Genomic DNA, 23,350 nt, shown 5'->3' on the forward strand with positions numbered 1-23,350 from the left:
TCCTTGTTCCTCAGAGGCGACGCGGGGGGGGCGTTCAGCTGGCGCGGAAAATCAGATGGTCTTCCCAGTCGTCTTCGTCGACATCATGTTCACTGAGCATACGCCCCGATTGCGATATGCGCTGTTCATGCACCTGTTTGCGGTCGCCGCACACCAGGTGATGCCACTCGGGCAAGTCCTTGCCCTCGCTGACCAGGCGATATCCACAGGTGCTCGGCAGCCATTTGAACTGGTCGGCCTTGCCTGGGGTGAGCTGGATGCAATCGGGCACATGGGCGAAGCGATTGGGGTAGTCACTGCACTGGCAAGTATCGAGGTCGAGCAGCTTGCAGGCGATGCGCGTGTAGTAGACGCTATTGTCGTCTTCATCCTCGAGTTTTTGCAGGCAGCACAGGCCGCAGCCGTCACACAGCGACTCCCACTCCTGCGGGCTGAGTTGTTCGAGGGTCTTGCGCCGCCAGAACGGCGCGCTGTCAGCGATCATCACACGGGTTTCCTGCAGTCTTGTTCAGGCCGCGGGGCGCGGCGGCGCCAGTCTAGAGCCTGGCCTTCGGCAACGCCAGACCGCTTGTCAGTGCCAGGCGGACGCAGTAGCGTGCAGGCTTTGCCATCCACTTGCAGGAGCCGCCATGAGCGCCACCCCCCGCATTGCCGATTACGCCATCAACGAGCAGTTCATCAACCGCTGGTCGCCGCGTGCCTTCACCGCCGAACCGATCAGCGAAGAGACCCTGCTGAGTTTCCTCGAAGCGGCACGCTGGGCGCCGTCGGCCTACAATTCGCAGCCTTGGCGCTTCCTGTATGCGCGGCGCGACACGCCGAACTGGGAGCGTTACCTGAGCCTGCTGGTACCCTTCAACCGTAGCTGGGCGCAGCAGGCTTCGGCGCTGGTGCTGATCATTTCCAAGACCACCTTCGCGGCGCCAGGCGCCAGCGAAGAAAAGCCGGCGCTGTGGCACACCTTCGATACCGGTTCGGCCTGGGGCCACCTGGCGTTGCAGGCCAGCATCAGCGGCTGGCACACCCATGGCATGGCCGGCTTCGACCAGGCACTGGCGCGCCAGGAGCTGAAAATTCCGGAAGGTTACGAACTGCATGCCATGGTGGCGATCGGCAAGCTGGGCGACAAGGCCAGCCTGGACGAGGCGTTGCAGGCGCGTGAAGTACCGAGCCCGCGTCGACCGTTGAGCGAACTGGCGGCTGAAGGGGATTTCAGCCTGTAAGGCTTGTATTGCCAGTGCTGCCCTCTCGCGGATAAATCCGCTCCTACAGTTTGAACTACCGCCCCTGAGATTGGATTCTTGTCCAACATCAGGGGCACAGTTCGAACTGTAGGAGCGGATTTATCCGCGAGAGGCCGTCACCGGCAACAGAATTCAGTAGCCCCGGGCGAAATCGACTTCGCCGCGCAACCCCTGCCCCGCTGCATACGCCCGTGCATTCCCGGCAAACAACCGCACCATGGCCGCCGGCGAGGTGGGCGCCGAGCTGTGCCCGGTCAGCAACAAGCCCCAGGCGGTCCAGAACGGATGGCGTTGCGGCAGCGGCTCCTGCCGGCACACGTCGATCACCGCCCCGGCCAGATGCCCCTGTTTCAGTGCCTCGACCAGGTCGGCATCGACCACCGCCGCGCCGCGCCCGGCGTTGATGAACAGCGCCGTGGGCCGGAAGCACTGGAACAGCGCCGCATCGTACAGGTCATGGGTTGCCGGCGTGTCCGGCAACAGGTTGAGCACATAGTCCACTTGCCCGACCATGCGCGGCAAATCCGCCAGCCCCGCCACTTCGACGAACGGCGCCTGCTCGCGGGCGCTGCTGGCGATACCGTACAGGGTCACGCCAAACGGCACGAGGAACTCGGCGACTCGCTGGCCGATATCGCCGGCCCCGACGATCAATACCTTGCGCCCCTCCAGGCTGCGCCCCGGGCGGTCATCCCAGCGCCGCTCGACCTGGCTGACCAGGCGCGACAACACTTCGCGCTCGTGGCCGAGCATGTAGGTCAGCATGTATTCGGCCATCACCTGGCCGAAAATGCCTACGGCGCGGGTCAGGCGGTAGTCACGTGGCAGGCCTTCGGCCAGCAAGGGCGTGATGCCGGCCCAGGTCGACTGCATCCACTCAGGCTTGTGGCCCTGGCGCAGCAGGCTCGCCAGCAGATCCGGCTGGCCCAGCCAGACCGGGCACTGCGGCGCCTGCCGGGACAATTCGGCGGAGTCGTTGCTGGTCAGCACTTCCAGTTCCGGCATCGCTTCGCGCAACAATTCGGCATAACGAGCATGATCATGCTCAGCGATCAGTACACGCATGATCAAACCGGGTCGTTGCGGCGCAGCAGTTCTTCGGGCAGGTGCTCGATGTATTCATCGTCCGGCGGTGGCATCTGCAGGTGGTAGCCCTGGTTGTCGAGGTTCTCCAGGACCTTGGCGATGTCTTCGCGGGCCAGCTTGCGCTCGGGGCTGAGCACCAGGTCGAAAGCATGCTTGGGCGTACCGAAGAACGGTAGCAGGGCTTCGGGCACGCGCTCCAGGCCATCGGCCTTGAGTACATACAGGTACATTTCGTTCTTGCGTGGGCTCTTGTAGATCGAGCAGATACGTTTCATTGCTTGTCTCCGGCACCTGCCAGGTCGTCCAGCAGGGCCTGGCCCATCCGCTCACGGCGCCAGCCGCGCAGCGAATCGGGCAGTTGATAAGGGCCGTTCGGGTAGCCGCTCTTGAGCAAGGCTTCCAGGGCTTTCTTGCGCAGCATCAGTTCGGGGGCGATGCCCAGGCGCTCGCCTTCGGCCTGGCCGATGGCACGCAGGCGCTTGAGGATACCGGCGGCTTCGATCGGCAGCGGCTCGGGGAGCGGCTGCGGCCATTGCTCGGCCGGCAGGTTGCCGGCGCGCTTGATCAGCTCGAGCAGCAAGGCGCCGTCCTGGCGGATGGTGCGCGGGTGCATTTCTTCAATCTTGGCCAGGGCCGAAAGGTTATCCGGCTGGCTCTTGGCCATGGGCCACAGCGAGTGTTCCTTGAGGATACGGTTGCGCGGTACATCACGGCTGCGTGCTTCACGCTCGCGCCAGGCGCACAGTTCGCGCAGCACCGCCAGTTGCTGGCGGCTCAGCTTCCAGGCGAGCTTGACGTCGCGATACAAAGTCTCGGGTTCGACTTCACGGCGCAGCGCAGCCACCAGCTCGGCGCCGTCTTCCAGCACCCAGGCGTACTTGTCGCCGGACAGGCGTGGCTGCAGGGCGGCGAACAGCTCGGCCAGGTGCACGGCATCTTCGGCGGCGTAGCTGACCTGGGTTTCCGACAGCGGGCGCTGCAACCAGTCAGAGCGGGTTTCGCCCTTGGGCAGCTCGATACCCAGCACGTCCTGCACCAGGCGCGAATAGCCCATGGAGAAGCCCAGGTTCAGGTAACCGGCGGCCAGCTGGGTGTCGAATAACGGTTGCGGCAGCTTGCCAGTCAGGCGCAGCAGCACTTCGAGGTCTTCGCTGCAGGCGTGCAGCACCTTGACCACGTTGCTGTCGTCGAGCAGTTCGCCCAGCGGCTGCCAGTCGCCGATCAGCAGCGGGTCGATGAGGAAAGCCCGCTGCCCGTCGCCAACCTGGACCAGGCCGGCTTTCGGGTAGAAGGTGTCGACCCGCATGAATTCGGTGTCGAGTGCCACGAAGGGCAGTTCGCGCCACTTGCGGCAGTGTTCGGCCAGGGTCTGGTCGTCACGGATCCAGTGTATTTCGATGGCCACAAGGCTCTCCCACAAACATTGGCGCGCAGTATATACGGCGCGGGCCCTGCTGGTGAAACCTGCGCCATCCCTGGATTAGATGAACGGCCTCAACGCTGGGCTGCCAGCCACGGCCGGCAGCTGGCAAACATGTCCAGCGACTGCTGGTAGACCTCGGTGTGCACCTGCAGCAGGCCCAGCATCGAGTGGAACAGGTTGTCCTGCGACAGCGGCGCATCGCTGAGCTTGGCCAGGCAATCGGTGTCGATGCCAAAGTCTTCCTTGTAGCTGTCGGAGAACCAGGTCAGCAGCGGCACATGCTTTTGTTGTTCCGGAGCAATGGCATAGGGAGTGCCGTGCAGGAACAGGTTGTACTCGCCCAGCGACTCGCCATGGTCGGACAGGTAGATCATCGCCGTGTCGACCTTGTCCTGCTTGCTGCGCAGGGTATCGATCAGCGAAGACAGCACTTTGTCAGTGTAGGCCAGGGTGTTGTCGTAGCCGTTGATGATCTCCTGCTCGCTGCACTGGTTCAGCGCGTTGCTCTGGCACACCGGGGTGAAGCGCTCGCCGTCTTGAGGGTAACGCTTGAAGTATTCGGGGCCGTGGCTGCCCATCTGGTGCAGCACCAGCACGGTGTCCTTGTCGAGGTTGTCGATCAGCTCGCCCAGGCCTTGCAGGAGGATTTCATCATGGCATTCGCCGCTGGCGCACAGCTGCGGGTCCTTGAGGTTGCTGACGTCGATGAACTGCACGCGATCGCAGGCGCCCTTGCAGCCCGACTGGTTGTCGCGCCACTGCACGGCCAGGCCGGCACGCTGGAGGATGTCCAGCAGCCCTTCGCGGTTCTTCGCCACCCGGGCGTCGTATTCCTTGCGCTTCATGCCGGAGAACATGCACGGCACCGAGACGGCGGTTTCAGTACCGCAGGAATGCACATCGGAGAAGCTCAGCAGGCCCTGCTCCCGGGCCAGGTTCGGGGTGGTATCGCGCGGATAGCCGAGCACGCCGAAGTGGTCGGCACGGGCACTTTCGCCGACGACCAGCACGGTCAGCGATTTGCGCTCGTGCTTCTGCCAGGCCGGGTCGCGCTTGGCATCTTCGCCATAACTCTGGAATGGGCGCGCTGCAGTACCGACGCGCTCGTTGACATAACCGATGGTCGCGCCGACGACATTGCTCGGGGTGAGCATCAGGCGCAGTTCATGATGGTTGCGAAACAGCGACGACAGCCCTTGATAATTGACCAGTGCCACCGAGCCCAGCGCCACCACGCAGGCGCCGCTGACCACCAGTTTGCCGAGCAATTCGCGGTGCCATGGGCGGTAGGCGATCTTCGCCTTCCAAAGCACGACCGACGGCAATATACCAAGCAGCAGAATATAGGCAGCGAACTTGAACGACATCAGGTCGCGCACTTCCGTAACGTTGGTTTCGGCCATGTTGCGGAACATGCCAGCGTCAATAAGCACGCCGTACTGGTTCATGAAGTAGGCCGCACTTGCACCACTGATGAACAACACGATCAATAACGGCTTCAATACATAACGGAAGGCGAACAGCGTCAACACCAGGTTGAACGCGAACAACATCAGCACGGCGAACGCCAGGCTCAGCCAAAGCCCCGTCATCCCGGCAGGCACCACCTCTTGCAGGTGCTCCCAGAGGAACATGTTGAGACCCACCAGCAGGTAAACGCTGGCCAACAGCGTGACCCATTCAGTCCGCAGGGATTTGAAGTTGAGCATCGGCATTCGCAATCGAGAGTAATTATCACCCACAGGCCGGATGGCACTGTGGGAAAGTCGGGCGAACTCTAGAAAGCGCACCATCAATTTTTCGTGAAAAAGACGGTAACAAATTCGTAAGCCGATGCATTTTTTACATTAAATCAACTTCATTCAGCCGCCGTTCAGCCGTGCAGACGCGCCTTGGCATAAGGTTCGCGGTCGATGTCGAGCACTTCCACGCACAACTGGGTGTCCACTCCGGCCTTGGCCGGGATCGCTTCGCGCAACACCTCGAGCAAGCCATTCGACAGTTGCTGCTTCACCTCGGGCGAGCGCCCGCTGAGGATGGCCAGGCGCACATGGGCGAAAGCTCGCTCACCCGGCGCGGTACCCACCCGGTACTGCTTAAAGGCCTCGGCCCGGCTCTTGATGTCGCCCTCGTCGGCAAACTGGCCGCTACCCACCAGGGCGTGGTTCAGGCGCAGCAACAGCACATCGACATTGAGTTCGCGCAGGTTGTCGCTGTATTCCAGGTTCAGGTGAGGCATGGCGCAGGTTCCAGGCACAGGGAAGGATGCGACAGCGTACCCCAGTCCCCCACCTGCGCAAAGGCGGCTATCCTCAAAGGTCAGGACCTTACCGACAACCCTGACAGAGGTGAAGAAATGCCAGTTCCGCATGATCTGCTCGCTGACCTGCACATTACCGCTGACGCATTCCAGGCGGCCATAGACAAGGACCAGGACCTTCACAAGCTGCACAAGGAATACAACACCAAGGACAAAGAGGTGCTGGCCGCCGAGGCCAATGGCACCAACGACGACGCGGTCAACCGCCTGCGCAAGGAAAGGCTGCTGATCAAAGACAAGATCGAACGGATCATTCATCCGCCCAAGTCCTGATAGCCCTTCATTGAATACACTGGCCCTTCGCGGCTGAAGCCGCTCCTACAGGGGTATCGTGATCCCTGCAGGAGCGGCTTTAGCCGCGAAGAGGCCAGCAGCCATTACCCCGCAGCCGAAGCTTTCAACGCCCCATCCAGGTCTTCGATCAGATCGCGATAATCCTCGATCCCCACCGACAAGCGCAGCAGGTTCTCGCTGATCCCCATCTCGCCCTTCTGCGCCGGGCTCAACGAGTTGTGCGACATGCTCCACGAGTGGTTGATCATGCTTTCCACCCCGCCCAGCGAGTCGGCCAGCACGAAGATCTGCAAGGCCTCGATCAAGCGGTTGAGCGCTGCCCGGTCTGCGCCTTTGACTTTCATCGCCACCACCGCCCCGCCACTGCGCATCTGCCGCTGGCACAGTGCGTGTTGCGGGTGGCTTTCAAGCCCCGGGTAGAACACCTGCTCGACCTGCGGGTGGCCTTCCAGGAAGCGCGCCACCTGCAGCGCGTTGGTGCACTGGCGCTCCATGCGCACATCCAGGGTCTTCAGCCCGCGCAGGGCCAGGTAGCAGTCGAACGGCCCCTGGATCGCCCCGACTGCCATGCTGATCTTGCGCAGCCGGGCCAGCAGCTCGTCATCGGCGGCGACCACCACGCCCCCGGTGAGATCGGAGTGGCCGCCGATGTACTTGCTCGCCGAGTGCATCACCAGGTCTACGCCGAGGGTGATCGGGCGCTGGTTCCACGGCGAGCAGAAGGTGTTGTCGATACAGGTGAGGATGCCACGGGCACGGGCCAGGTCGCACACCGCCTTGATGTCCACCAGGTGCAGCAACGGGTTGGTCGGGGATTCGATCCAGATCAGCTGGGTTTCCGGCTTGATTGCTGCAGCCACCGCCTCGACGTCATTCAGGTCGACATAGGTGGTGGTCAGGCCCGAGGTGCGCCCGCGGTAGTCTTCAAGGATGCGGAAGGTGCCGCCGTAGACACCATTCATCACCACCACGTGGGCGTCCTTGGGCAGCAGCTCGAGCACGGTGGCGGTGGCATTCACCCCCGAGGCACAGGCCACTGCACCGACGCCTTCCTCCAGCGCGGCAACACAGCTCTCATAGGCATGCCGGGTCGGGTTGCCGACACGGCTGTAGGCGTATTCGGGATTATCGTCCAGGCTGCGCTTGATGTAGGAGCTGGCGGTATAGATGGGCGGGAAGATGGCGTTTGCGGCAACGCTGGACTGCTCGCCGGCGTGGATGGTACGGGTGGCGAAATTACGCGGCTTGTCAGACATGGTCAGGCCCATTGGCAGGATTCAAGCCTGCAACTATGGCAATTACCTGGCGCGGCGGCAATGCCCGCCCGGTGCAGGAAATTTTCCTAGGCCTGGGGTAATCTGGGGAAAATTTTTCTCGGTGAAGTTTTCCCTGCCATGGACACCTTCGATCAGCACATTCTCACCCTGTTGCAGCGCGACGCCTCGATCTCGCTCAAGGACCTGGCCGAGGCGGTCAACCTGTCGACCACACCGTGCTGGAAGCGGGTCAAACGCCTTGAAGAAGACGGCTACATCCTCGGCCGCGTCGCCCTGCTGGACCCCGTGCGCCTGGGGCTGGGGCTGACGGTGTTCGTCCAGCTCAAGACCCAGCGCCACGACAGCGCCTGGCTGGAGCAGTTCGCAGCGACGGTGCAGGGGTTCGAGGAGGTGATGGAGTTCTACCGGATGTCCGGGGACTGGGACTACATGCTGCGGGTGGTGGTGGGTGACATCGCGGCGTATGACCGCTTCTACAAAAAGCTGATTACCCGCACTGAGGGGCTGTCGAACATCACCTCCAGTTTTGCCATGGAGCAGATGAAGTACACCACGGCCTTGCCGGTGCATCGCCCTTGAATCGGCGCTGGATGCTTCGCGGCTGAAGCCGCTCCTACAGGGGTATCGAGAGCCCTGCAGGAGCGGCTTCAGCCGCGAAGAGGCCGGCCCAGCACCCCTTCAATCGGCAGCGAGCACCGCCTCGATCCGGTTCCCGGCCTTGGCTTTCTCCAGCTTGATCGCAATGAACTTGGAAGTCGGCGTATAAGTCCCTTCGCCATAACTCTCCAGCGGCACCAGCGGATTGGTCTCGGGGTAATAGGCCGCTGCCTGCCCATCCGGAATGTCATAAGGCACCAACCGGAAGCCCGACACCCGTCGCTCGACACCATCCTCCCACAGCGACACCAGGTCCACGTGCTCGCCCGGCTCGAAGCCCAGCCGGCGGATGTCCGCCTCGCTGACAAACACCACTTCACGCAGGCCGAATACCCCGCGATAACGGTCATCCAGCCCGTACAACGTGGTGTTGTACTGGTCATGCGAGCGCAGGGTCTGCAGGATCAGGTCCGGTGTGTCACCCCGCGCCAGCACCTTGGCATTGACCAGTTCCGCCGGCAGCGCGTGGGGCATGAAGCGGGCCTTGCCGGTGGCCGTGCGGAAGTTGCGATCGGCCGCGTTGTTGCCCAGGTGGAAACCGCCCGGGTGCTGCAGGCGCTCGTTGAAGTTGGCGAAGCCCGGAATCACGTCGGCGATCATGCTGCGAATGCGGTTGTAGTCGGCAACCGCGTATTCCCAGTCGATCGGCTGGTTGCCCAAGGTAGCCTTGGCCATGCCGGCGATGATCCACGGCTCCGAACGCAGGTGCGGCGAACGCGCGCGCAGCTGGCCGTTGGAGAGGTGCACCATGCTGAACGTATCCTCCACCGTCACGCCTTGCGGCCCCTCGGCCTGCATGTCGATCTCGGTACGGCCCAGGCACGGCAGAATCAGCGCATCGCGCCCGGTCACCAAGTGCGAGCGGTTGAGCTTGGTGGAGATCTGCACGGTCAGCGCGCAATTGCGCAGTGCCGCGTGGGTGCGCGGGGTGTCCGGCGTGGCTTGGGCGAAGTTGCCGCCCAGGGCGATGAACACCTTGGCCAGCCCCTCTTCCATGGCCTTGATCGCCAGCACCGCGTTGTGCCCGTGGGCCCGGGGCACTCGGAACTTGAAGCGTTTTTCGATGGCATCGAGCAGCGCCGCCCTGGGCTTTTCGTCAATGCCCATGGTGCGGTCGCCCTGCACGTTGCTGTGGCCGCGCACCGGCGACAGACCGGCACCGGGCTTGCCGACGTTGCCGCGCAGCAGTTGCAGGTTGACGATTTCCTGCACGGTCGGCACCGAATGACGATGCTGGGTAACCCCCATGGCCCAGCACATGATCACTCGCTCGGCCTTGCGGTACATGCGCGCGGCCAGTTCGATCTCGGCCAGGGTCAGGCCCGATTGCTTGACGATGTGCTCCCAGGAGGTGGCATCCACGGCCGCCAGGTAGTCGTCGAGGCCACTGGTGTGCTCGGCGATGAAGGCATGGTCGAACACCGCTGGCTCGCCCTTGGCCTGGGCTTCGCGCTCCCATTGCAAGAGGAACTTGGCGATACCGCGCATGGCCGCCATGTCGCCCCCCAGGGCCGGTCGGAAGTAGGCACTGGTGGTCGGCTCGGAGCCGTTGCTGAGCATCTCGAAGGGGTGCTGCGGGTGCTGGAAGCGCTCCAGGCCGCGTTCCTTGAGCGGGTTGAAGCACACCACCTGGGCACCGCGCTTGACGGCTTCGCGCAGCGGCTCGAGCATGCGCGGGTGGTTGGTGCCGGGGTTCTGGCCGATGACGAAGATCGCGTCGGCCAGCTCCAGGTCGTGAAACACCACGGTGCCCTTGCCCACCCCGAGGGTTTCGGCCATACCGGCGCCGCTGGCTTCGTGGCACATGTTCGAGCAGTCGGGGAAGTTGTTGGTGCCGTAGGCACGGACGAACAGCTGGTAGAGAAATGCCGCCTCGTTACTCGCCCGGCCCGAGGTATAGAACTCCGCCTGATCGGGCGAGTCGAGCGCGCGCAGGTGCTGGGCAATCAGCTCGAAGGCTTCTTGCCAGCTGGTTTCCACGTAGTGGTCGGTGGCCGCGTCGTAGCGCATCGGATGGGTCAGGCGGCCCTGGTATTCAAGCCAGTAGTCGCTCTGTTCGAGCAACGCACTGACGCTGTAACGGGCAAAGAACGCAGGGTCCACCGAGCGGCCGGTGGCTTCCCAGTTCACAGCCTTGGCGCCGTTTTCGCAGAACTTGACCATGTCGCTTTCCGGCGACTCGCCCCAGGCGCAGCCCGGGCAGTCGAAGCCACCGTTCTGGTTGGTCTTGAGCATGGCCCGCAGGTTCTTGAAGGCGTTGTCGCTGCCCAGCCAGCTCTTGGTCACGCTCTTCAGCGCGCCCCAGCCGGCGGCGGGGCCCTTGTAATCCCTGATGTGTTGGTCCTGGCTCATGCGGTCAATCCTCACGCGGCATGGAAATGTTCACCGAATCGCTATGCCCGGTGTTTTTTCCAGCCTATGGAGCCCGGCCCAGAGCCGTCCAATCGAAATACCTTACAGCACGATAAGCGCTTTCGATCATGCCCTGCAGCCCTTGCCGCACATGGCCTGCAGTGGTGATAGAAGGCATCGATCAAACAGTCGGGGAAAGCGATTTGACGGGGCTGGCCACAGGCTATAGCTTGAGTCCTGTGCCCCCATTTCCTTTCGAGCGCCAACGTGGAACAGAACAGCCGGGCCCTGATCGACGGCTTCAACCGGAAAATCGACTACCTGCGGATGTCGGTCACTGACCGCTGCGACTTCCGTTGCGTGTACTGCATGGCTGAAGACATGCAGTTCCTGCCACGTCAGCAAATCCTCAGCCTTGAAGAACTGTTCCAGGTGGCCGAGCGCTTCGTCGCCCTCGGCACCCGCAAAATCCGCCTGACCGGGGGCGAGCCGCTGGTGCGCCAAGGCATTGTCGACCTGTGCGGGCGCATCGCCGCCCTGCCCGGCCTGCGTGAGCTGTGCATGACCAGCAATGGCTCGCAGCTCGGGCGCCTGGCCCAGCCGCTGTTCGACGCCGGGCTCACCCGCCTGAACATCAGCCTCGACAGCCTCGACGCCGCGCGCTTCAAGCAGCTGACCCGTACCGGCGATCTCCACCAGGTGATCGCCGGCATCGATGCCGCACGCCAGGCCGGCTTCCAGCGCACCAAGCTCAACTGCGTGGTGCTCAAGGGCCGCAACGACCACGAACTGGTCGACCTGGTGCGCTTCGCCATCGACCGCGAGCTGGACATCACCTTCATCGAAGAGATGCCACTGGGGGTGATCAGCGAACACGAACGCGGCGAGTCGTTCTGCTCCAGCGATGAAGTGCGCGATCGCCTGGCCGAGCACTTCAGCCTGATCGAATCCACCGAGTCCTCCCAGGGCCCGGCGCGCTATTGGCGCCTCGCCGAAGCCGCCCATACCCGGGTCGGTTTCATTTCACCGCACAGCCACAACTTCTGCGCCACCTGCAACCGTGTGCGCCTGACCGTCGAAGGCCGCCTGCTGCTGTGCCTGGGCAACGAACACTCGATGGACCTCAAGCAGGTGCTGCGCGCCCACCCCGGCGATGCGGCGCGGCTGGAGAAGGCCATCCGCGACTCATTGCACCTCAAGCCCTACCGCCATCATTTCGAAGTCGGTGGCGAGGTGCAGATCCTGCGCTTCATGAACATGACCGGCGGCTGATCGGCCGCCTCTGGATTGCCATGATCGTCCACCCCCGCCCCGATGTACTGCGCGTGCTGTTCACCCTCAAAGGCTCGATCGTCAAGCGCATTGCCCCGCGCTGCCTGATGGTCACCTTGCTGGCTGCGCTGATCGTGCTGGTCGAGCGGCACTTCCCGGCGTTTTTCTACCCGGTCAGCGCCACGCCGTTCACCCTGCTTGGCCTGTCGCTGTCGATCTTCATGAGTTTTCGCAACAACGCCTGCTACGACCGTTGGTGGGAAGGGCGCAAGGCCTGGGGCAGGCTGATCATCGAAACCCGTTCGTTCGTACGGGAGAGCGTGGTGATCGCCGATGAGCACCTGCGCGCCGAGCTGCTGCGCAGCCTGTGCGGCTTTGCCCATGGGCTGAATGCGCGGTTGCGCAACGAAAGCGAAGTGAACGCCACCCGCCCATGGCTCAACCCGGCTACCCCGGTGGCCGAGCACAACGTGTGCGATGGCATCCTGCGCGACATCGGCATGCACTGTTCACGGCTGGCAGCGCAAGGGCAGATCAGCGAATGGCGCTACACCCTGCTGGAGCAGCGCCTGGCCGGGCTGACCGAGGTGCAGGCCAGTTGCGAGCGGATCAAGGGCTCGCCGCTGCCATTCCCTTACACCTTGCTGCTGCACCGTACCATCTACATCTTCTGCCTGCTGCTGCCGTTCGCCCTGGCCGAGCCGCTGGGCTGGCTGGCGCCGCTGTTCACCACCATCGTCGGCTACACCTTCTTCGGGCTCGATGCAATCGGCAACGAGCTGGAGGACCCGTTCGGGCGCGATGAGAACGACCTGCCGATGGATGCCATGGTCAGGACCGTGGAGCGGGATGTGTTGGGGGCTCTGGGGGTCGAGCCGCTGCCGCCGGTGTTGCTGCCGGTGGACTATGTGTTGAGCTGATGGCCCCTTCGCGGGTAAACCCGCAAAGGGGCCGTTACAGGCTACCCGCGGCTTTCGCAGGCTTCGACAGGTTTCAGATGCTTCACAAAGTTGCAGGGCTGATGCCGCGCATCCAGTTGCTCTACCAGAATACCTTCCCAGGCAGTTCGGCAAGCGCCGGTCGAGCCGGGCAGGCAGCACACCAGGGTGCCGTTGGAAATCCCCGCCAGCGCCCTGCTCTGTACGGTCGAGCTGCCGATATCGAGAATGGACAAGGCGCGGAACAGTTCGCCAAAGCCATCGACGGTCCGCTCCAGCAGGCACTGTACCGCCTCGGGTGTGCTGTCACGCCCGGTAAAGCCAGTGCCGCCAGTGATGAGCACCACCTGCACGTCGTCGTCGGCGATCCAGCTCGCCACCTGGGCACGGATCTTGTACAGGTCATCCTTGAGCAGCGCCCGTGCCACCAGGCGATGGCCGACCTCCACCGAGCGGTTGGCCAGCAGCTGGCCGGAGGTGTCGTTGTCATAGGTACGGGTGTCGCTGACGGTCAGCACGGCGATATTCAGCGGTACGAAAACCGCATCGGGTTGGACGCGCACGGTAAAGCTCCTCGTATGGCATTGTCGTCACGCTAGAGGCAAGCCAGATGAGCGTCCAATCGAAATGGCGAACCGGCCGATCAATGACATCTATCGCAGACGTGGGTTAAGGTCTGCACAACCAGACGCCAGGCACTCCCATGGACATCAAGCAGCTCAAGTTCCTCATCGCCCTCGACCAGACCCGCCACTTCGGCCAGGCTGCGGCGCTGTGCCATATCACCCAGCCGACCCTGTCGATGCGCCTGCGCAACCTGGAGGACGAACTGGACCTGGTGCTGGTCAAGCGCGGCCAGCGCTTCGAAGGCTTCACCGAGGCCGGCGAGCGCATCCTGGCCTGGGCCCGCACCCTGCTCGCCGCCCATGACGGCCTGCAAGCCGAGGCCGCCAGTTGCCGCGGCCAGGTGGTCGGCAGCCTGCGCCTGGGCACCGTGCCGCTGGCCAGCTTCAACCCCATGCACCTGCTGCTGCCGCTGCGCGAGAAGTACCCCGAGCTGCAATTCCAGCTCAGTTCGCACAGCACCGAGCAGATCATGGACGGCCTGAGCCGCAACCAGCTCGACCTGGGGATCTGCTACCTCGACCAGGTCAACGCCAACTTCTTCGAAGTGATCGAACTGGGTACCACCACAATGGGCCTGCTGTTCGACACCCAGCACTTCCAGTTCGACGCCGACAGCCTGCGCTGGGACGAGCTCGGCGACACCCCCCTGGGCCTGCTGAGCAAGGGCATGCACTACCGCCAGTCACTGGACCTGAGCCTGCGCAGCCGCGGCCTTGAACCTAATGCCGTGCTGGAAAGCGACTCGACCTTCCAGCTGGTGCAGGCCATCAACACCGGCGTGTGCTGCGCGATCATGCCGCTGGGCTGCGGCCTGGAAGACCTCAGCGAACACATGCGCATCATCCCCATCGCCGACGCCAGCATCCACAGCCCGGTCGGCCTGCTGCTGCGCCGCAGCGAACCGCGTTCGGCGATTGCCGAGCAGTGCTTCGCCGAAGCGAAGCTGCTGTTTCAACCCAGCTGATCCGCGGTTGCCTGGCGATACTGCCGCGGCGTGAAGCCCGTCAGTTGCTTGAACTGACGGCTGAACGCGCTGTGGTCGGTGTAGCCGCAGCGCAACGCCACTTCGGTGATCGGCAAATCGGAATGCAGCAACCGGTGGGCGTGCTCCAGGCGTGCCTTGTGGATCATCTGCCGCGGCGTGAGGTGGAACACCCGCTTGCAATAGCGCTCCAGCTGCGCCACGGAGATCCCGGCGATGCGGGTCAGCTGGCTCATGCTGATCGGCTGGTGGAAATGTTGACGGATGTGCTCGTCCACGGCAGCCAGGCGCTGGTAGGCGGGGTGGGTATCGGCGGCTGACTGCAGGTCGACGGAGATGCCCACCAAACCAATGATCTCCCCGGCCGGGTTGCGCAGCGGGCGCTTGTGGGTCAGGCACCAGCCCGGTTCTCGGCTGCCGTACAGGTGCAGTTCGAGCTGGTCTTCCAGCACCAGCCCATCCTTGAGCACGCGACGGTCCTGCTCGGTGTAGCCGGGGCCCAGTTGCGCCGGGAACACTTCGGCACTGGTCTTGCCCAGCAGCGGCTGCAGGCGCTTGAGGCCGCAGCGCTGGACCAGGGTGGTGTTGGCCAGCACATAGCGGGCGGCCGGGTCCTTGATGAAGATCGCGGCGTTGGGGATGGCGTCGAGGATCGGCAACAGCAGCGACACACCGGCCAGCAGGGCCTCCAGGGTGGCGGGGCGGTGCTGGTCGAGGGACTGGTACAGGGTTGCCAGGGAGTCTTGTGTCATCTGCATGCTCTTGGTTGAGGCTACTGGCCCTTTCGCGGGGCAAGCCCGCTCCCACAGGTACACCACAACCTTCGAGCCTTGCGCTGAACCTGTGGGAGCGGGCTTGCCCCGCGAAAGGGCCGGCACTCTCCATACAGCTCTAAAATCCTTGTGCGGTATGGCTTACAGCCTATCCATCGAGCGCACGTGTGCGCCAGATTTATTTGCAACTGTGCCGATTTCGTCATTCCCCCTGCAGAAATCCATCAAGAACCCCCGCCCCGTTCGGGTCCACTCTATGCCCCACGCAAGCCGCCAAGACCTACAAAAGCGCGGCCGTGGAAAGCCGCATCACGTGACATCAGACCTGCCTATCCAAAACCTACAAAAAGGCGCACCCATGTCAGGCAAATTCAAGAAACAGCTGTCGTTGCTCGACCTCACCTTCATCGGCCTCGGCGCCATCTTCGGCTCCGGCTGGCTGTTCGCCGCCAGCCATGTTTCGGCCATCGCCGGCCCGGCCGGTATCCTCTCCTGGTTCCTCGGCGGTTTCGCCGTGCTGCTGCTGGGCATCGTCTACTGCGAACTCGGCGCCGCCCTGCCGCGTGCCGGTGGCGTGGTGCGCTACCCGGTGTACTCGCACGGCCCGCTGCTCGGCTACCTGATGGGCTTCATCACCTTGATCGCGTTCTCCAGCCTGATCGCCATCGAAGTGGTCGCCTCGCGCCAATACGCCGCAGCCTGGTTCCCCGGGCTGACCGAAGTCGGTTCCAGCGACCCCACGGTGCTCGGCTGGCTGGTGCAGTTCGCCTTGCTGGGGCTGTTCTTCTTCCTCAACTACCGCAGCGTGAAGACCTTCGCCAAGGCCAACAACCTGGTCAGCGTGTTCAAGTTCATCGTGCCGCTGCTGGTGATCGGCGTGCTGTTCACCTTCTTCAAGCCGGAGAACTTCGAGGTTCAGGGCTTCGCCCCGTTCGGCCTGTCTGGCGTGGAAATGGCAGTATCGGCGGGTGGCATCATCTTCGCTTACCTGGGGCTGACGCCAATCATCTCGGTGGCCAGCGAAGTGAAGAACCCACAACGCACCATTCCCATCGCGCTGATCCTCTCGGTGCTGCTGTCCACCGCGATCTACGCCCTGCTGCAACTGGCCTTCCTCGGCAGCGTGCCGACCGAGATGCTGGCCAACGGCTGGGCCGGCGTGACCAAAGCACTGGCCCTGCCCTACCGTGACATCGCCCTGGCCCTGGGTGTGGGCTGGCTGGCCTACCTGGTGGTGGCCGACGCGGTGATCTCGCCCAGCGGCTGCGGCAACATCTACATGAACGCCACCCCGCGCGTGGTCTATGGCTGGGCGCAGACCGGCACCTTCTTCAAGTACTTCACACGTATCGATGCCGAGTCTGGTATCCCGCGCCCGGCGCTGTGGCTGACCTTCGGCCTGTCGGTGTTCTGGACCCTGCCGTTCCCCTCCTGGGAAGCGCTGATCAACGTGGTGTCCGCCGCGCTGGTACTGAGCTACGCCGTAGCCCCGGTCACCGTTGCCGCCCTGCGCCGCAATGCGCCGGACATGCCGCGCCCGTTCCGGGTCAAGGGCATGGGCGTGCTGGGCCCGCTGTCGTTCATCATCGCCGCGCTGATCGTCTACTGGTCGGGCTGGAACACCGTGTCCTGGTTGCTGGCCCTGCAGATCGTGATGTTCGTGCTGTACCTGCTGTGCAGCCGCTTCGTGCCGACCCAGCACCTGTCGCTGGCCCAGCAAGTGCGCTCGTCGGCCTGGCTGATCGGCTTCTACGCCGTGACCATCCTGCTGTCCTGGCTGGGCAGCTTTGGCGGCCTGGGCGTGCTCGGCCACCCATTCGACACCGTGGCCGTGGCCGCCTGCGCCCTGGGCATCTACTACTGGGGCGCGCTCACCGGCGTACCGGCTCACCTGGTACGCCTGGAAGGCGAAGACGAAAGCGAAGCCTCCACTGAAACCTACAGCGCCCGCCCCGCCGTCGCCTCCTGATCCTCCTCGCAATGGACAAGCCCATGAAACAGATTCACGTGATCGACTCGCATACCGGCGGCGAACCGACCCGCCTGGTGATGAAAGGCTTCCCGCAGCTGCAGGGGCGCAGCATGGCCGAGCAGCGCGACGAACTGCGCGAGCTGCACGATCAATGGCGCCGTGCCTGCCTGCTGGAGCCACGCGGCAACGATGTGCTGGTCGGCGCACTGTATTGCCCACCGGTGTCGGCTGATGCCACCTGCGGGGTGATTTTCTTCAACAACGCCGGCTACCTGAGCATGTGTGGCCACGGCACCATCGGCCTGGTCGCCTCGCTGCAGCACCTGGGCCTGATCGAACCCGGCGAGCACAAGATCGACACCCCGGTCGGCCAGGTCAGCGCCACCCTGCACGCCGATGGCGCCGTCACCGTCGGCAATGTGCCGTCCTATCGCTACCGCCAGCTGGTGGCGGTGGATGTACCTGGGCATGGCGTGGTGCGCGGCGATATCGCCTGGGGCGGCAACTGGTTCTTCCTGGTGTCCGAACACGGCCAGCGCATCGAACTGGACAATCGCGAGGCCCTCACGGAGTACACCTGGGCCATGCTCAAGGCCCTCGAGGCCCAAGGCATCACCGGCGAAAACGGCGCGCTGATCGACCATGTCGAGCTGTTCGCCGACGACGCCAATGCCGACAGCCGCAACTTCGTCATGTGCCCCGGCAAGGCCTACGACCGCTCCCCTTGCGGCACCGGCACCAGCGCCAAGCTGGCGTGCCTGGCCGCCGACGGCAAGCTCGAAGCAGGCCAGACCTGGGTCCAGGCCAGCATCACCGGTAGCCAGTTCCACGGCCGCTTCGAGCGCGACGGCGAACGCATTCGCCCGTTCATCACCGGCCGCGCCTACATGACCGCCGACAGCACCCTGCTGATCGACGAACAGGATCCATTCGCCTGGGGCATCTGACCCGGCTTTTCAAAACAACCGAATATCGCCAGGAGTGACAACAATGACTGACAACATCTTCACCGGCACCATGCCTGCCCTGATGACCCCGTGCACCGCCGAGCGCAAGCCGGACTTCGACGCCCTGGTGCGCAAGGGCCGGGAGCTGATCGAGGCGGGCATGAGCGCCGTGGTGTATTGCGGCTCGATGGGTGACTGGCCACTGCTGACCGAAGCCGAGCGCCAGGAAGGCGTGGCCCGCCTGGTGGCCGCCGGCATTCCGACCATCGTCGGCACCGGTGCGGTCAACACGCGCGAGGCCGTGTCCCACGCGGCCCACGCGGCCAAGGTCGGTGCCGCCGGCCTGATGGTGATCCCTCGCGTGCTCAGCCGCGGTGCTTCGCTGATCGCCCAGAAACACCACTTCTCGGCCATTCTCGCTGCGGCGCCGAAGCTGCCGGCGGTGATCTACAACAGCCCCTACTACGGCTTCGCCACCCGCGCCGACCTGTTCTTCGAACTGCGCCGCGAATTCCCCAACCTGATTGGTTTCAAGGAGTTCGGCGGCAGCGCCGACCTGCGCTACGCCGCCGAGCACATCACCTCGAAGGATGACGATGTGACCCTGATGGTCGGTGTCGATACCCAGGTCGTGCATGGCTTCGTCAACTGCGCCGCCACCGGTGCCATCACCGGCATCGGCAACGCCCTGCCGCGTGAAGTGCTGCAGCTGGTGAGCCTGAGCAAGCAGGCCGCCAAAGGCGACGCCAAGGCCCGCCGCCTGGCGCGTGAACTGGAAGCGGCGCTGGCAGTGCTGTCGTCGTTCGATGAAGGCTGCGACCTGGTGCTGTACTACAAGCACCTGATGGTGCTCAACGGCGACACCGAGTACAGCCTGCACTTCAACGAAACCGACGTGCTCACCGATGCCCAGCGCAACTATGCCGAACAGCAGTACGCGCTGTTCCGCAACTGGTACGCCAGCTGGTCGGCCGAGCAGAACCTGGCCTGATCCCTGGGGCTGCTGCGCAGCCCTTTCGCGACACAAGGCCGCTCCCACATTGACCGGCGTACACAGGTCTTTTTGTGGGAGCGGCCTTGTGTCGCGAAAGGGGCGCAAAGCGCCCCCCGATCCAGAATCTGATTCCGAAGGAGGCCCCATGACCCTGACAGGCAACCTGCTGATCGGCCAGTCTGCCGTGCCCGGCAGCGGCGACGCGATCCGCGCCATCGACCCGGCGACCAACCAGGCCCTCGAACCCGCCTACGCCGGCGGCACCGGCGAACACGTGGCCCAGGCCTGCGCACTGGCCTGGGCGGCGTTCGACGTCTACCGCGAAACCTCGCTGGAACAACGCGCACATTTTCTTGAAACCATCGCCAGTGAAATCGAAGCCATTGGCGATGCCCTGATCGATCGCGCCGTGGCCGAAAGCGGCCTGCCCAAGGCGCGCATCCAGGGCGAGCGTGGCCGCACTTGCACGCAACTGCGCACCTTCGCCCGGGTGGTCCGCAGCGGCGAATGGCTCGATGTGCGGGTCGACAACGCCCTGCCCGAACGCCAACCGCTGCCACGCGCCGACCTGCGCCAACGCCAGGTGGCGCTGGGCCCGGTGGCGGTGTTTGGCGCCAGCAACTTCCCCTTGGCCTTCTCGGTAGCGGGTGGCGACACCGCATCGGCCTTGGCCGCCGGCTGCCCGGTGGTGGTCAAGGCCCACGCCGCGCACCCCGGCACCAGCGAACTGGTCGGCCAGGCCGTGGCCCGTGCCGTCAAGCACTGCGGCCTGCCTGAAGGGGTGTTCTCGTTGCTGTATGGCGCCGGTCATGAAGTCGGTATCGCCCTGGTCAGCGACCCGCACATCAAGGCGGTCGGCTTCACCGGGTCGCGCAGCGGTGGCACAGCCCTGTGCAAGGCAGCCCAAGCCCGCCCGGAGCCGATTCCGGTGTACGCCGAGATGAGTTCGATCAACCCGGTATTTCTTTTCGATGCCGCGTTGCAAGCCCGCGGCGACGCACTGGCGCAAGGCTTCGTTGCCTCGCTGACCCAAGGCGCCGGGCAGTTCTGCACCAACCCTGGGCTGGTGATCGCCCGCCAGGGGGCGGCGCTGCAGCGCTTCATCGAGGCGGCCAGCGCGCAGGTTCGCCAGGCCGCCGCGCAGACCATGCTCACCCCAGGCATTTCCAGGGCATACGCCGCGGGTGTCGACGCCCTGGCCAGCAACGTCAACGCCAGGCGTGCCGCCAGCGGCCTGACGCAACAAGGGCCGAACCAGTGCCAGGCGCAGCTGTTCGTGACCCAGGCCGAAGCGTTTCTCGGCGACCCGGCATTGCAGGCCGAAGTGTTCGGCGCCGCTTCGCTGGTAGTGGCCTGCACCAGTGACGCGCAGGTGCGCCAGGTGGCCGAACAGCTTGAAGGCCAGCTGACCGCCACGCTGCATCTGGACGATGCCGACCTCGACAGTGCCCGCGCCCTGCTGCCGACCCTGGAGCGCAAGGCCGGGCGCATTCTGGTCAACGGTTGGCCGACCGGTGTCGAGGTGTGCGACGCGATGGTTCACGGCGGGCCGTTCCCTGCCACCTCAGATGCCCGTACCACTTCGGTCGGCACCGCAGCGATCCTGCGTTTCCTGCGCCCGGTGTGCTACCAGGACTTCCCCGATGCCCTGCTGCCGCAGGCGCTCAAGCACGGCAACCCGCTGCAATTGCGGCGTTTGCTCGACGGCAAACGGGAAGCTTGAGCATGGTCGATACCCCCGAAAACGATATCGCCGTGGTGGGTGCCGGCATTGTCGGCGTCGCCTGCGCCCTGCAACTGGCCCGCCAGGGCCGTCGGGTGCTGCTGCTCGATCATCAGGCGCCGGGCCACGGTGCCTCCTACGGCAACGCCGGGCATCTGGCCACCGAGCAGGTGTTCCCGATCGCCGACCTGTCGATCCTCAAGCGCCTGCCGCGCATGCTGCTCGACCCGATGGGCCCGCTGCGCCTGGACTGGAAGTACCTGCCCAAGGCCATGCCATGGTTCGCCCGCCTGCTGCTGAACCTGCGCCCGGCGCCGTTCCAGCGCAGCGTGGCCGGCATCCGCGCACTCAACGAAGGTAGCCTGGGAGCCTGGCAGCGTTTGCTGGGCTCGATCGGGCGTAGCGAGTTGTTCAAGGAGGACGGCTCGCTGCTGGTGTTCGAGCGGCCCGAGTCGCGTGTCGCGCTGCAGGCCCTGCGCGCACGCATGCAGCAGCAGGAGGTGCAGGTGGACCTGTGGTCGGCCGATCACCTGCGCGAGGCCGCGCCGCAATTGAACCCATCGCTGCTCGGCGGGCTGTTCTTCCCGCGTACCGGGCACTTCATCGACCCGTACCGGGTGGTCTGCGCACTGTTCGAGGCCGCCAAGGCCAACGGCGTGCGCTTCGTGCAGGCACGGGTTACGGGCGGTCAACTGCACAGCGACGGGGTCAACCTGGCCAGTGACCGGGGGACGTTCAAGGCGCGCCAGGTCCTGCTCAGCTGCGGCGCCCATTCAGCGCCATTGACGGTGGCACTGACCGGCAAACGCGTACCACTGGATACCGAACGCGGCTATCACCTGATGCTGCCGCAAGAACAGCAGCGCCTGCCGTTCGCAGTCACGTCGCTGGAGCGCAAGTTCATCATGACGCCCATGGCTGACGGGTTGCGCCTGGCCGGCACGGTGGAGTTCGCCGGGCTCGATGCGCCGCCCAGCATGCAGCGGGCGTGGCAGTTGCACCGGCTGAGCAAGGGGTTGTTTCAACGGGACTTGAGCACGGAAGGGGCGACGCCGTGGATGGGCTTCAGGCCATCGTTACCGGACTCGTTGCCGGTGATCGACCGCGTGTGTGACGGGCGGGTGCTGCTTGCCTTCGGCCATCAGCATCTGGGGCTGACCCAGGCGGCGGTGACGGCGGAATGGGTGGGGCGGTTGGCGGCGCAATCAGCCGGGCCAGAGACAGCGGCTTACCGGTTGGATCGGTTCTAGCCTGTACCGCCGCTGCGCGGGCATGCCCGCACAGGGTCGTTACAGGCCTTGAGCCTTGGTTTGAAGGGCTGCAGAGCAGCCCCGCCAAGCACTCAGCGATAACGCTCGAGCCAGTGGGCATACGGTGCCGGCAAGGTCCAGGACGCCTTGTCCACACCCAGTTCCTTCGCCGCAAAGTAAGCCCAGTGCGGATCGGCCAGGTGTGCACGCCCCACCGACACCAGGTCGAGCTGGTTGGCCTGCACCGCCTCTTCAGCCAGTTGCGGCGTGCCAAAGCCCCACGCCGAGGTCACTGGCAAGCCCGCCTCGCGACGCACACGTTCGGCAATCGGCCCCATGAATGCCGGGCCCCACGGAATGTTGGTGTCGGGAATGGTGAAGCCGACGCTGACGCTCAGCAGGTCCAGCCCGCCAGCCTTGAACCGGCGCGCCAGTTCGATCGACTCTTGCAGGGTCTGCTCATCGCGGCCGTCATACTCCAGCACACCAAAGCGAGCGGTCAGTGGCAGGTTCTCCGGCCATACCTCACGCACCGCTGCCAGGGTTTCCAGCAGAAAGCGACTGCGGTTTTCGAAGCTGCCACCGTAGGCATCGGTGCGCTGGTTGGAATGCTCGGAGAAGAAGCTCTGCCCCAGATAGCCGTGGGCGAAGTGCAGCTCGATCCACTCGAAGCCGGCGTCGCGGGCACGGCGCGCAGCGTCGACGAAGTCCTGTTTGACCCGGGCAATGTCGTCCAGGGTCATTTCGCGCGGGACTTTCGGCAGGTGCGCACCAAAGGCGATGGCCGACGGGGCGATAGTGTCCCAGCCACGGGCATCGTCGGCAGCAATGTGGTCATCGCCTTCCCACGGGCGGTTGGCGCTGGCCTTGCGCCCGGCGTGGGCAATCTGGATACCCGGCACCGAGCCTGCCGCCTTGATCGCCTGCACCACCGGCACGAAGGCCTGGGCGTGGGCGTCGCTCCAGATCCCGGCGCAACCGGGGGTGATGCGCCCTTCCGGTGCCACGGCGGTGGCCTCCACCACCAGCAGGCCTGCACCGCCACGGGCCAGGCCGGCCAGGTGCACGTGGTGCCAGTCGTTGATCATGCCGTCCTCAGCCATGTACTGGCACATCGGCGGGATGGCGATGCGGTTGCGCAAAGTGACATCTTTCAGGGTGTAGGGTTGGAACAGGGCAGACATGGGCAAACTCCGGGTCGTCTGAATACGATAGTTCG

Annotated in this window: 22 protein-coding genes; 11 read left to right on the forward strand and 11 right to left on the reverse strand. The window is 64.5% G+C overall.

Going from position 1 to position 23,350, the window contains the following annotated elements:
- Positions 1-34: 34 nt before the first annotated feature.
- Complete coding sequence (locus L6D64_RS02285) at positions 35-484, reverse strand: YcgN family cysteine cluster protein (protein ID WP_060510309.1); 450 nt, start codon at positions 482-484, stop codon at positions 35-37.
- A gap of 145 nt (positions 485-629) precedes the next feature.
- Between L6D64_RS02285 and L6D64_RS02290 the strand changes: the two genes are divergently transcribed.
- Positions 630-1,223 carry a nitroreductase family protein gene (locus L6D64_RS02290; RefSeq protein WP_176507849.1) on the forward strand — a complete coding sequence of 198 codons (594 nt, stop codon included), beginning with the start codon at positions 630-632 and terminating at the stop codon, positions 1,221-1,223.
- 153 nt (positions 1,224-1,376) lie between these two features.
- Here the strand turns inward: L6D64_RS02290 and L6D64_RS02295 are convergent, their stop codons facing one another.
- The 5 genes from L6D64_RS02295 to L6D64_RS02315 all read right to left on the reverse strand — a co-directional run bounded on the left by L6D64_RS02295 (position 1,377) and on the right by L6D64_RS02315 (position 5,992).
- Positions 1,377-2,309: a D-2-hydroxyacid dehydrogenase gene (locus tag L6D64_RS02295; RefSeq protein WP_176507848.1), complete on the reverse strand. Its 933-nt coding sequence runs from the start codon at positions 2,307-2,309 to the stop codon at positions 1,377-1,379.
- A 2-nt stretch (positions 2,310-2,311) separates the two neighbouring features.
- Positions 2,312-2,605, reverse strand: a complete 294-nt coding sequence (locus tag L6D64_RS02300; protein ID WP_054887238.1) for a YcgL domain-containing protein — start codon at positions 2,603-2,605, stop codon at positions 2,312-2,314.
- On the reverse strand, positions 2,602-3,735 hold the full coding sequence (rnd, locus tag L6D64_RS02305; RefSeq protein WP_176507847.1) for a ribonuclease D: 1,134 nt from the start codon (positions 3,733-3,735) through the stop codon (positions 2,602-2,604). Before rnd ends, L6D64_RS02300 begins: the two co-directional genes overlap by 4 nt.
- 89 nt (positions 3,736-3,824) lie before the next feature.
- Positions 3,825-5,462 carry a phosphoethanolamine transferase gene (locus tag L6D64_RS02310; RefSeq protein WP_176507846.1) on the reverse strand — a complete coding sequence of 546 codons (1,638 nt, stop codon included), beginning with the start codon at positions 5,460-5,462 and terminating at the stop codon, positions 3,825-3,827.
- 164 nt (positions 5,463-5,626) lie between these two features.
- Complete coding sequence (locus L6D64_RS02315; protein ID WP_176507845.1) at positions 5,627-5,992, reverse strand: 5-carboxymethyl-2-hydroxymuconate Delta-isomerase; 366 nt, start codon at positions 5,990-5,992, stop codon at positions 5,627-5,629.
- Positions 5,993-6,109: 117 nt separating this feature from the next.
- Here L6D64_RS02315 and L6D64_RS02320 point away from each other — a divergent pair, with 117 nt between their 5' ends.
- Positions 6,110-6,346: an HP1242/YdcH family protein gene (locus tag L6D64_RS02320; protein WP_176507844.1), complete on the forward strand. Its 237-nt coding sequence runs from the start codon at positions 6,110-6,112 to the stop codon at positions 6,344-6,346.
- 104 nt (positions 6,347-6,450) lie between these two features.
- On the opposite strand, the gene L6D64_RS02325 is transcribed toward L6D64_RS02320, so the two are convergent.
- Positions 6,451-7,635, reverse strand: a complete 1,185-nt coding sequence (locus L6D64_RS02325; protein WP_176507843.1) for a trans-sulfuration enzyme family protein — start codon at positions 7,633-7,635, stop codon at positions 6,451-6,453.
- Between the two features lie 126 nt (positions 7,636-7,761).
- Here L6D64_RS02325 and L6D64_RS02330 point away from each other — a divergent pair, with 126 nt between their 5' ends.
- The gene (locus L6D64_RS02330) at positions 7,762-8,223 is read left to right on the forward strand and encodes an Lrp/AsnC family transcriptional regulator (RefSeq protein WP_176507842.1); all 462 of its coding nucleotides are present in this window, start codon (positions 7,762-7,764) and stop codon (positions 8,221-8,223) included.
- Positions 8,224-8,322: 99 nt separating this feature from the next.
- Here L6D64_RS02330 and L6D64_RS02335 read toward each other — a convergent pair whose 3' ends face one another.
- Complete coding sequence (locus L6D64_RS02335; RefSeq protein WP_176507841.1) at positions 8,323-10,653, reverse strand: FdhF/YdeP family oxidoreductase; 2,331 nt, start codon at positions 10,651-10,653, stop codon at positions 8,323-8,325.
- A 267-nt stretch (positions 10,654-10,920) separates the two neighbouring features.
- On the opposite strand from L6D64_RS02335, the gene moaA reads away from it, so the two are divergent.
- Both moaA and L6D64_RS02345 read left to right on the forward strand, forming a co-directional pair.
- Positions 10,921-11,925, forward strand: coding sequence for a GTP 3',8-cyclase MoaA (moaA, locus tag L6D64_RS02340; protein WP_176507840.1), 1,005 nt, complete (start codon positions 10,921-10,923; stop codon positions 11,923-11,925).
- A gap of 20 nt (positions 11,926-11,945) precedes the next feature.
- Positions 11,946-12,845, forward strand: a complete 900-nt coding sequence (locus L6D64_RS02345; RefSeq protein ID WP_176507839.1) for a bestrophin family protein — start codon at positions 11,946-11,948, stop codon at positions 12,843-12,845.
- Positions 12,846-12,886: 41 nt separating this feature from the next.
- On the opposite strand, the gene moaB is transcribed toward L6D64_RS02345, so the two are convergent.
- Positions 12,887-13,426, reverse strand: coding sequence for a molybdenum cofactor biosynthesis protein B (moaB, locus tag L6D64_RS02350; RefSeq protein ID WP_176507838.1), 540 nt, complete (start codon positions 13,424-13,426; stop codon positions 12,887-12,889).
- A gap of 140 nt (positions 13,427-13,566) precedes the next feature.
- On the opposite strand from moaB, the gene L6D64_RS02355 reads away from it, so the two are divergent.
- The gene (locus tag L6D64_RS02355; RefSeq protein WP_176507837.1) at positions 13,567-14,454 is read left to right on the forward strand and encodes a LysR family transcriptional regulator; all 888 of its coding nucleotides are present in this window, start codon (positions 13,567-13,569) and stop codon (positions 14,452-14,454) included.
- Here the strand turns inward: L6D64_RS02355 and L6D64_RS02360 are convergent.
- Positions 14,442-15,224, reverse strand: a complete 783-nt coding sequence (locus tag L6D64_RS02360; RefSeq protein WP_176507836.1) for an AraC family transcriptional regulator — start codon at positions 15,222-15,224, stop codon at positions 14,442-14,444. The two genes, L6D64_RS02355 and L6D64_RS02360, sit on opposite strands and share 13 nt — an antisense overlap.
- A 379-nt stretch (positions 15,225-15,603) precedes the next feature.
- Between L6D64_RS02360 and L6D64_RS02365 the strand changes: the two genes are divergently transcribed.
- From L6D64_RS02365 to L6D64_RS02385, 5 genes are all read left to right on the forward strand, one after another.
- Positions 15,604-17,214 carry an APC family permease gene (locus tag L6D64_RS02365; protein ID WP_176507835.1) on the forward strand — a complete coding sequence of 537 codons (1,611 nt, stop codon included), beginning with the start codon at positions 15,604-15,606 and terminating at the stop codon, positions 17,212-17,214.
- Between the two features lie 23 nt (positions 17,215-17,237).
- Positions 17,238-18,164, forward strand: coding sequence for a 4-hydroxyproline epimerase (locus tag L6D64_RS02370; RefSeq protein ID WP_176507834.1), 927 nt, complete (start codon positions 17,238-17,240; stop codon positions 18,162-18,164).
- A gap of 43 nt (positions 18,165-18,207) precedes the next feature.
- A complete protein-coding gene (locus L6D64_RS02375; RefSeq protein WP_176507833.1) occupies positions 18,208-19,155 on the forward strand; it encodes a dihydrodipicolinate synthase family protein in 948 nt (315 codons plus the stop codon).
- Between the two features lie 148 nt (positions 19,156-19,303).
- Entirely contained in the window at positions 19,304-20,881 is a 1,578-nt protein-coding gene (locus L6D64_RS02380; protein WP_176507832.1) for an aldehyde dehydrogenase (NADP(+)), read from the forward strand.
- A gap of 2 nt (positions 20,882-20,883) precedes the next feature.
- A complete protein-coding gene (locus tag L6D64_RS02385) occupies positions 20,884-22,131 on the forward strand; it encodes an NAD(P)/FAD-dependent oxidoreductase (RefSeq protein ID WP_176507831.1) in 1,248 nt (415 codons plus the stop codon).
- A gap of 92 nt (positions 22,132-22,223) precedes the next feature.
- Here the strand turns inward: L6D64_RS02385 and xenA are convergent, their stop codons facing one another.
- Positions 22,224-23,315, reverse strand: a complete 1,092-nt coding sequence (xenA, locus tag L6D64_RS02390) for a xenobiotic reductase XenA (RefSeq protein WP_176507830.1) — start codon at positions 23,313-23,315, stop codon at positions 22,224-22,226.
- Positions 23,316-23,350 lie beyond the last annotated feature (35 nt).

The sequence above is a fragment of the Pseudomonas urethralis genome (assembly GCF_021602465.1).
Lineage (GTDB): Bacteria > Pseudomonadota > Gammaproteobacteria > Pseudomonadales > Pseudomonadaceae > Aquipseudomonas > Aquipseudomonas vlassakiae.

What these genes read in the sequence shown, in the direction of transcription:
- L6D64_RS02285 (WP_060510309.1), bottom strand. Translation starts at nt 484, where the DNA reads ATGATCGCTGACAGCGCGCCGTTCTGGCGGCGCAAGACCCTCGAACAA.
- L6D64_RS02290 (WP_176507849.1), top strand. Translation starts at nt 630, where the DNA reads ATGAGCGCCACCCCCCGCATTGCCGATTACGCCATCAACGAGCAGTTC.
- L6D64_RS02295 (WP_176507848.1), bottom strand. Translation starts at nt 2,309, where the DNA reads ATGCGTGTACTGATCGCTGAGCATGATCATGCTCGTTATGCCGAATTG.
- L6D64_RS02300 (WP_054887238.1), bottom strand. Translation starts at nt 2,605, where the DNA reads ATGAAACGTATCTGCTCGATCTACAAGAGCCCACGCAAGAACGAAATG.
- L6D64_RS02310 (WP_176507846.1), bottom strand. Translation starts at nt 5,462, where the DNA reads ATGCTCAACTTCAAATCCCTGCGGACTGAATGGGTCACGCTGTTGGCC.
- L6D64_RS02315 (WP_176507845.1), bottom strand. Translation starts at nt 5,992, where the DNA reads ATGCCTCACCTGAACCTGGAATACAGCGACAACCTGCGCGAACTCAAT.
- L6D64_RS02320 (WP_176507844.1), top strand. Translation starts at nt 6,110, where the DNA reads ATGCCAGTTCCGCATGATCTGCTCGCTGACCTGCACATTACCGCTGAC.
- L6D64_RS02325 (WP_176507843.1), bottom strand. Translation starts at nt 7,635, where the DNA reads ATGGGCCTGACCATGTCTGACAAGCCGCGTAATTTCGCCACCCGTACC.
- L6D64_RS02330 (WP_176507842.1), top strand. Translation starts at nt 7,762, where the DNA reads ATGGACACCTTCGATCAGCACATTCTCACCCTGTTGCAGCGCGACGCC.
- L6D64_RS02335 (WP_176507841.1), bottom strand. Translation starts at nt 10,653, where the DNA reads ATGAGCCAGGACCAACACATCAGGGATTACAAGGGCCCCGCCGCCGGC.
- L6D64_RS02345 (WP_176507839.1), top strand. Translation starts at nt 11,946, where the DNA reads ATGATCGTCCACCCCCGCCCCGATGTACTGCGCGTGCTGTTCACCCTC.
- L6D64_RS02355 (WP_176507837.1), top strand. Translation starts at nt 13,567, where the DNA reads ATGGACATCAAGCAGCTCAAGTTCCTCATCGCCCTCGACCAGACCCGC.
- L6D64_RS02360 (WP_176507836.1), bottom strand. Translation starts at nt 15,224, where the DNA reads ATGACACAAGACTCCCTGGCAACCCTGTACCAGTCCCTCGACCAGCAC.
- L6D64_RS02365 (WP_176507835.1), top strand. Translation starts at nt 15,604, where the DNA reads ATGTCAGGCAAATTCAAGAAACAGCTGTCGTTGCTCGACCTCACCTTC.
- L6D64_RS02370 (WP_176507834.1), top strand. Translation starts at nt 17,238, where the DNA reads ATGAAACAGATTCACGTGATCGACTCGCATACCGGCGGCGAACCGACC.
- L6D64_RS02375 (WP_176507833.1), top strand. Translation starts at nt 18,208, where the DNA reads ATGACTGACAACATCTTCACCGGCACCATGCCTGCCCTGATGACCCCG.
- L6D64_RS02380 (WP_176507832.1), top strand. Translation starts at nt 19,304, where the DNA reads ATGACCCTGACAGGCAACCTGCTGATCGGCCAGTCTGCCGTGCCCGGC.
- L6D64_RS02385 (WP_176507831.1), top strand. Translation starts at nt 20,884, where the DNA reads ATGGTCGATACCCCCGAAAACGATATCGCCGTGGTGGGTGCCGGCATT.
- xenA (WP_176507830.1), bottom strand. Translation starts at nt 23,315, where the DNA reads ATGTCTGCCCTGTTCCAACCCTACACCCTGAAAGATGTCACTTTGCGC.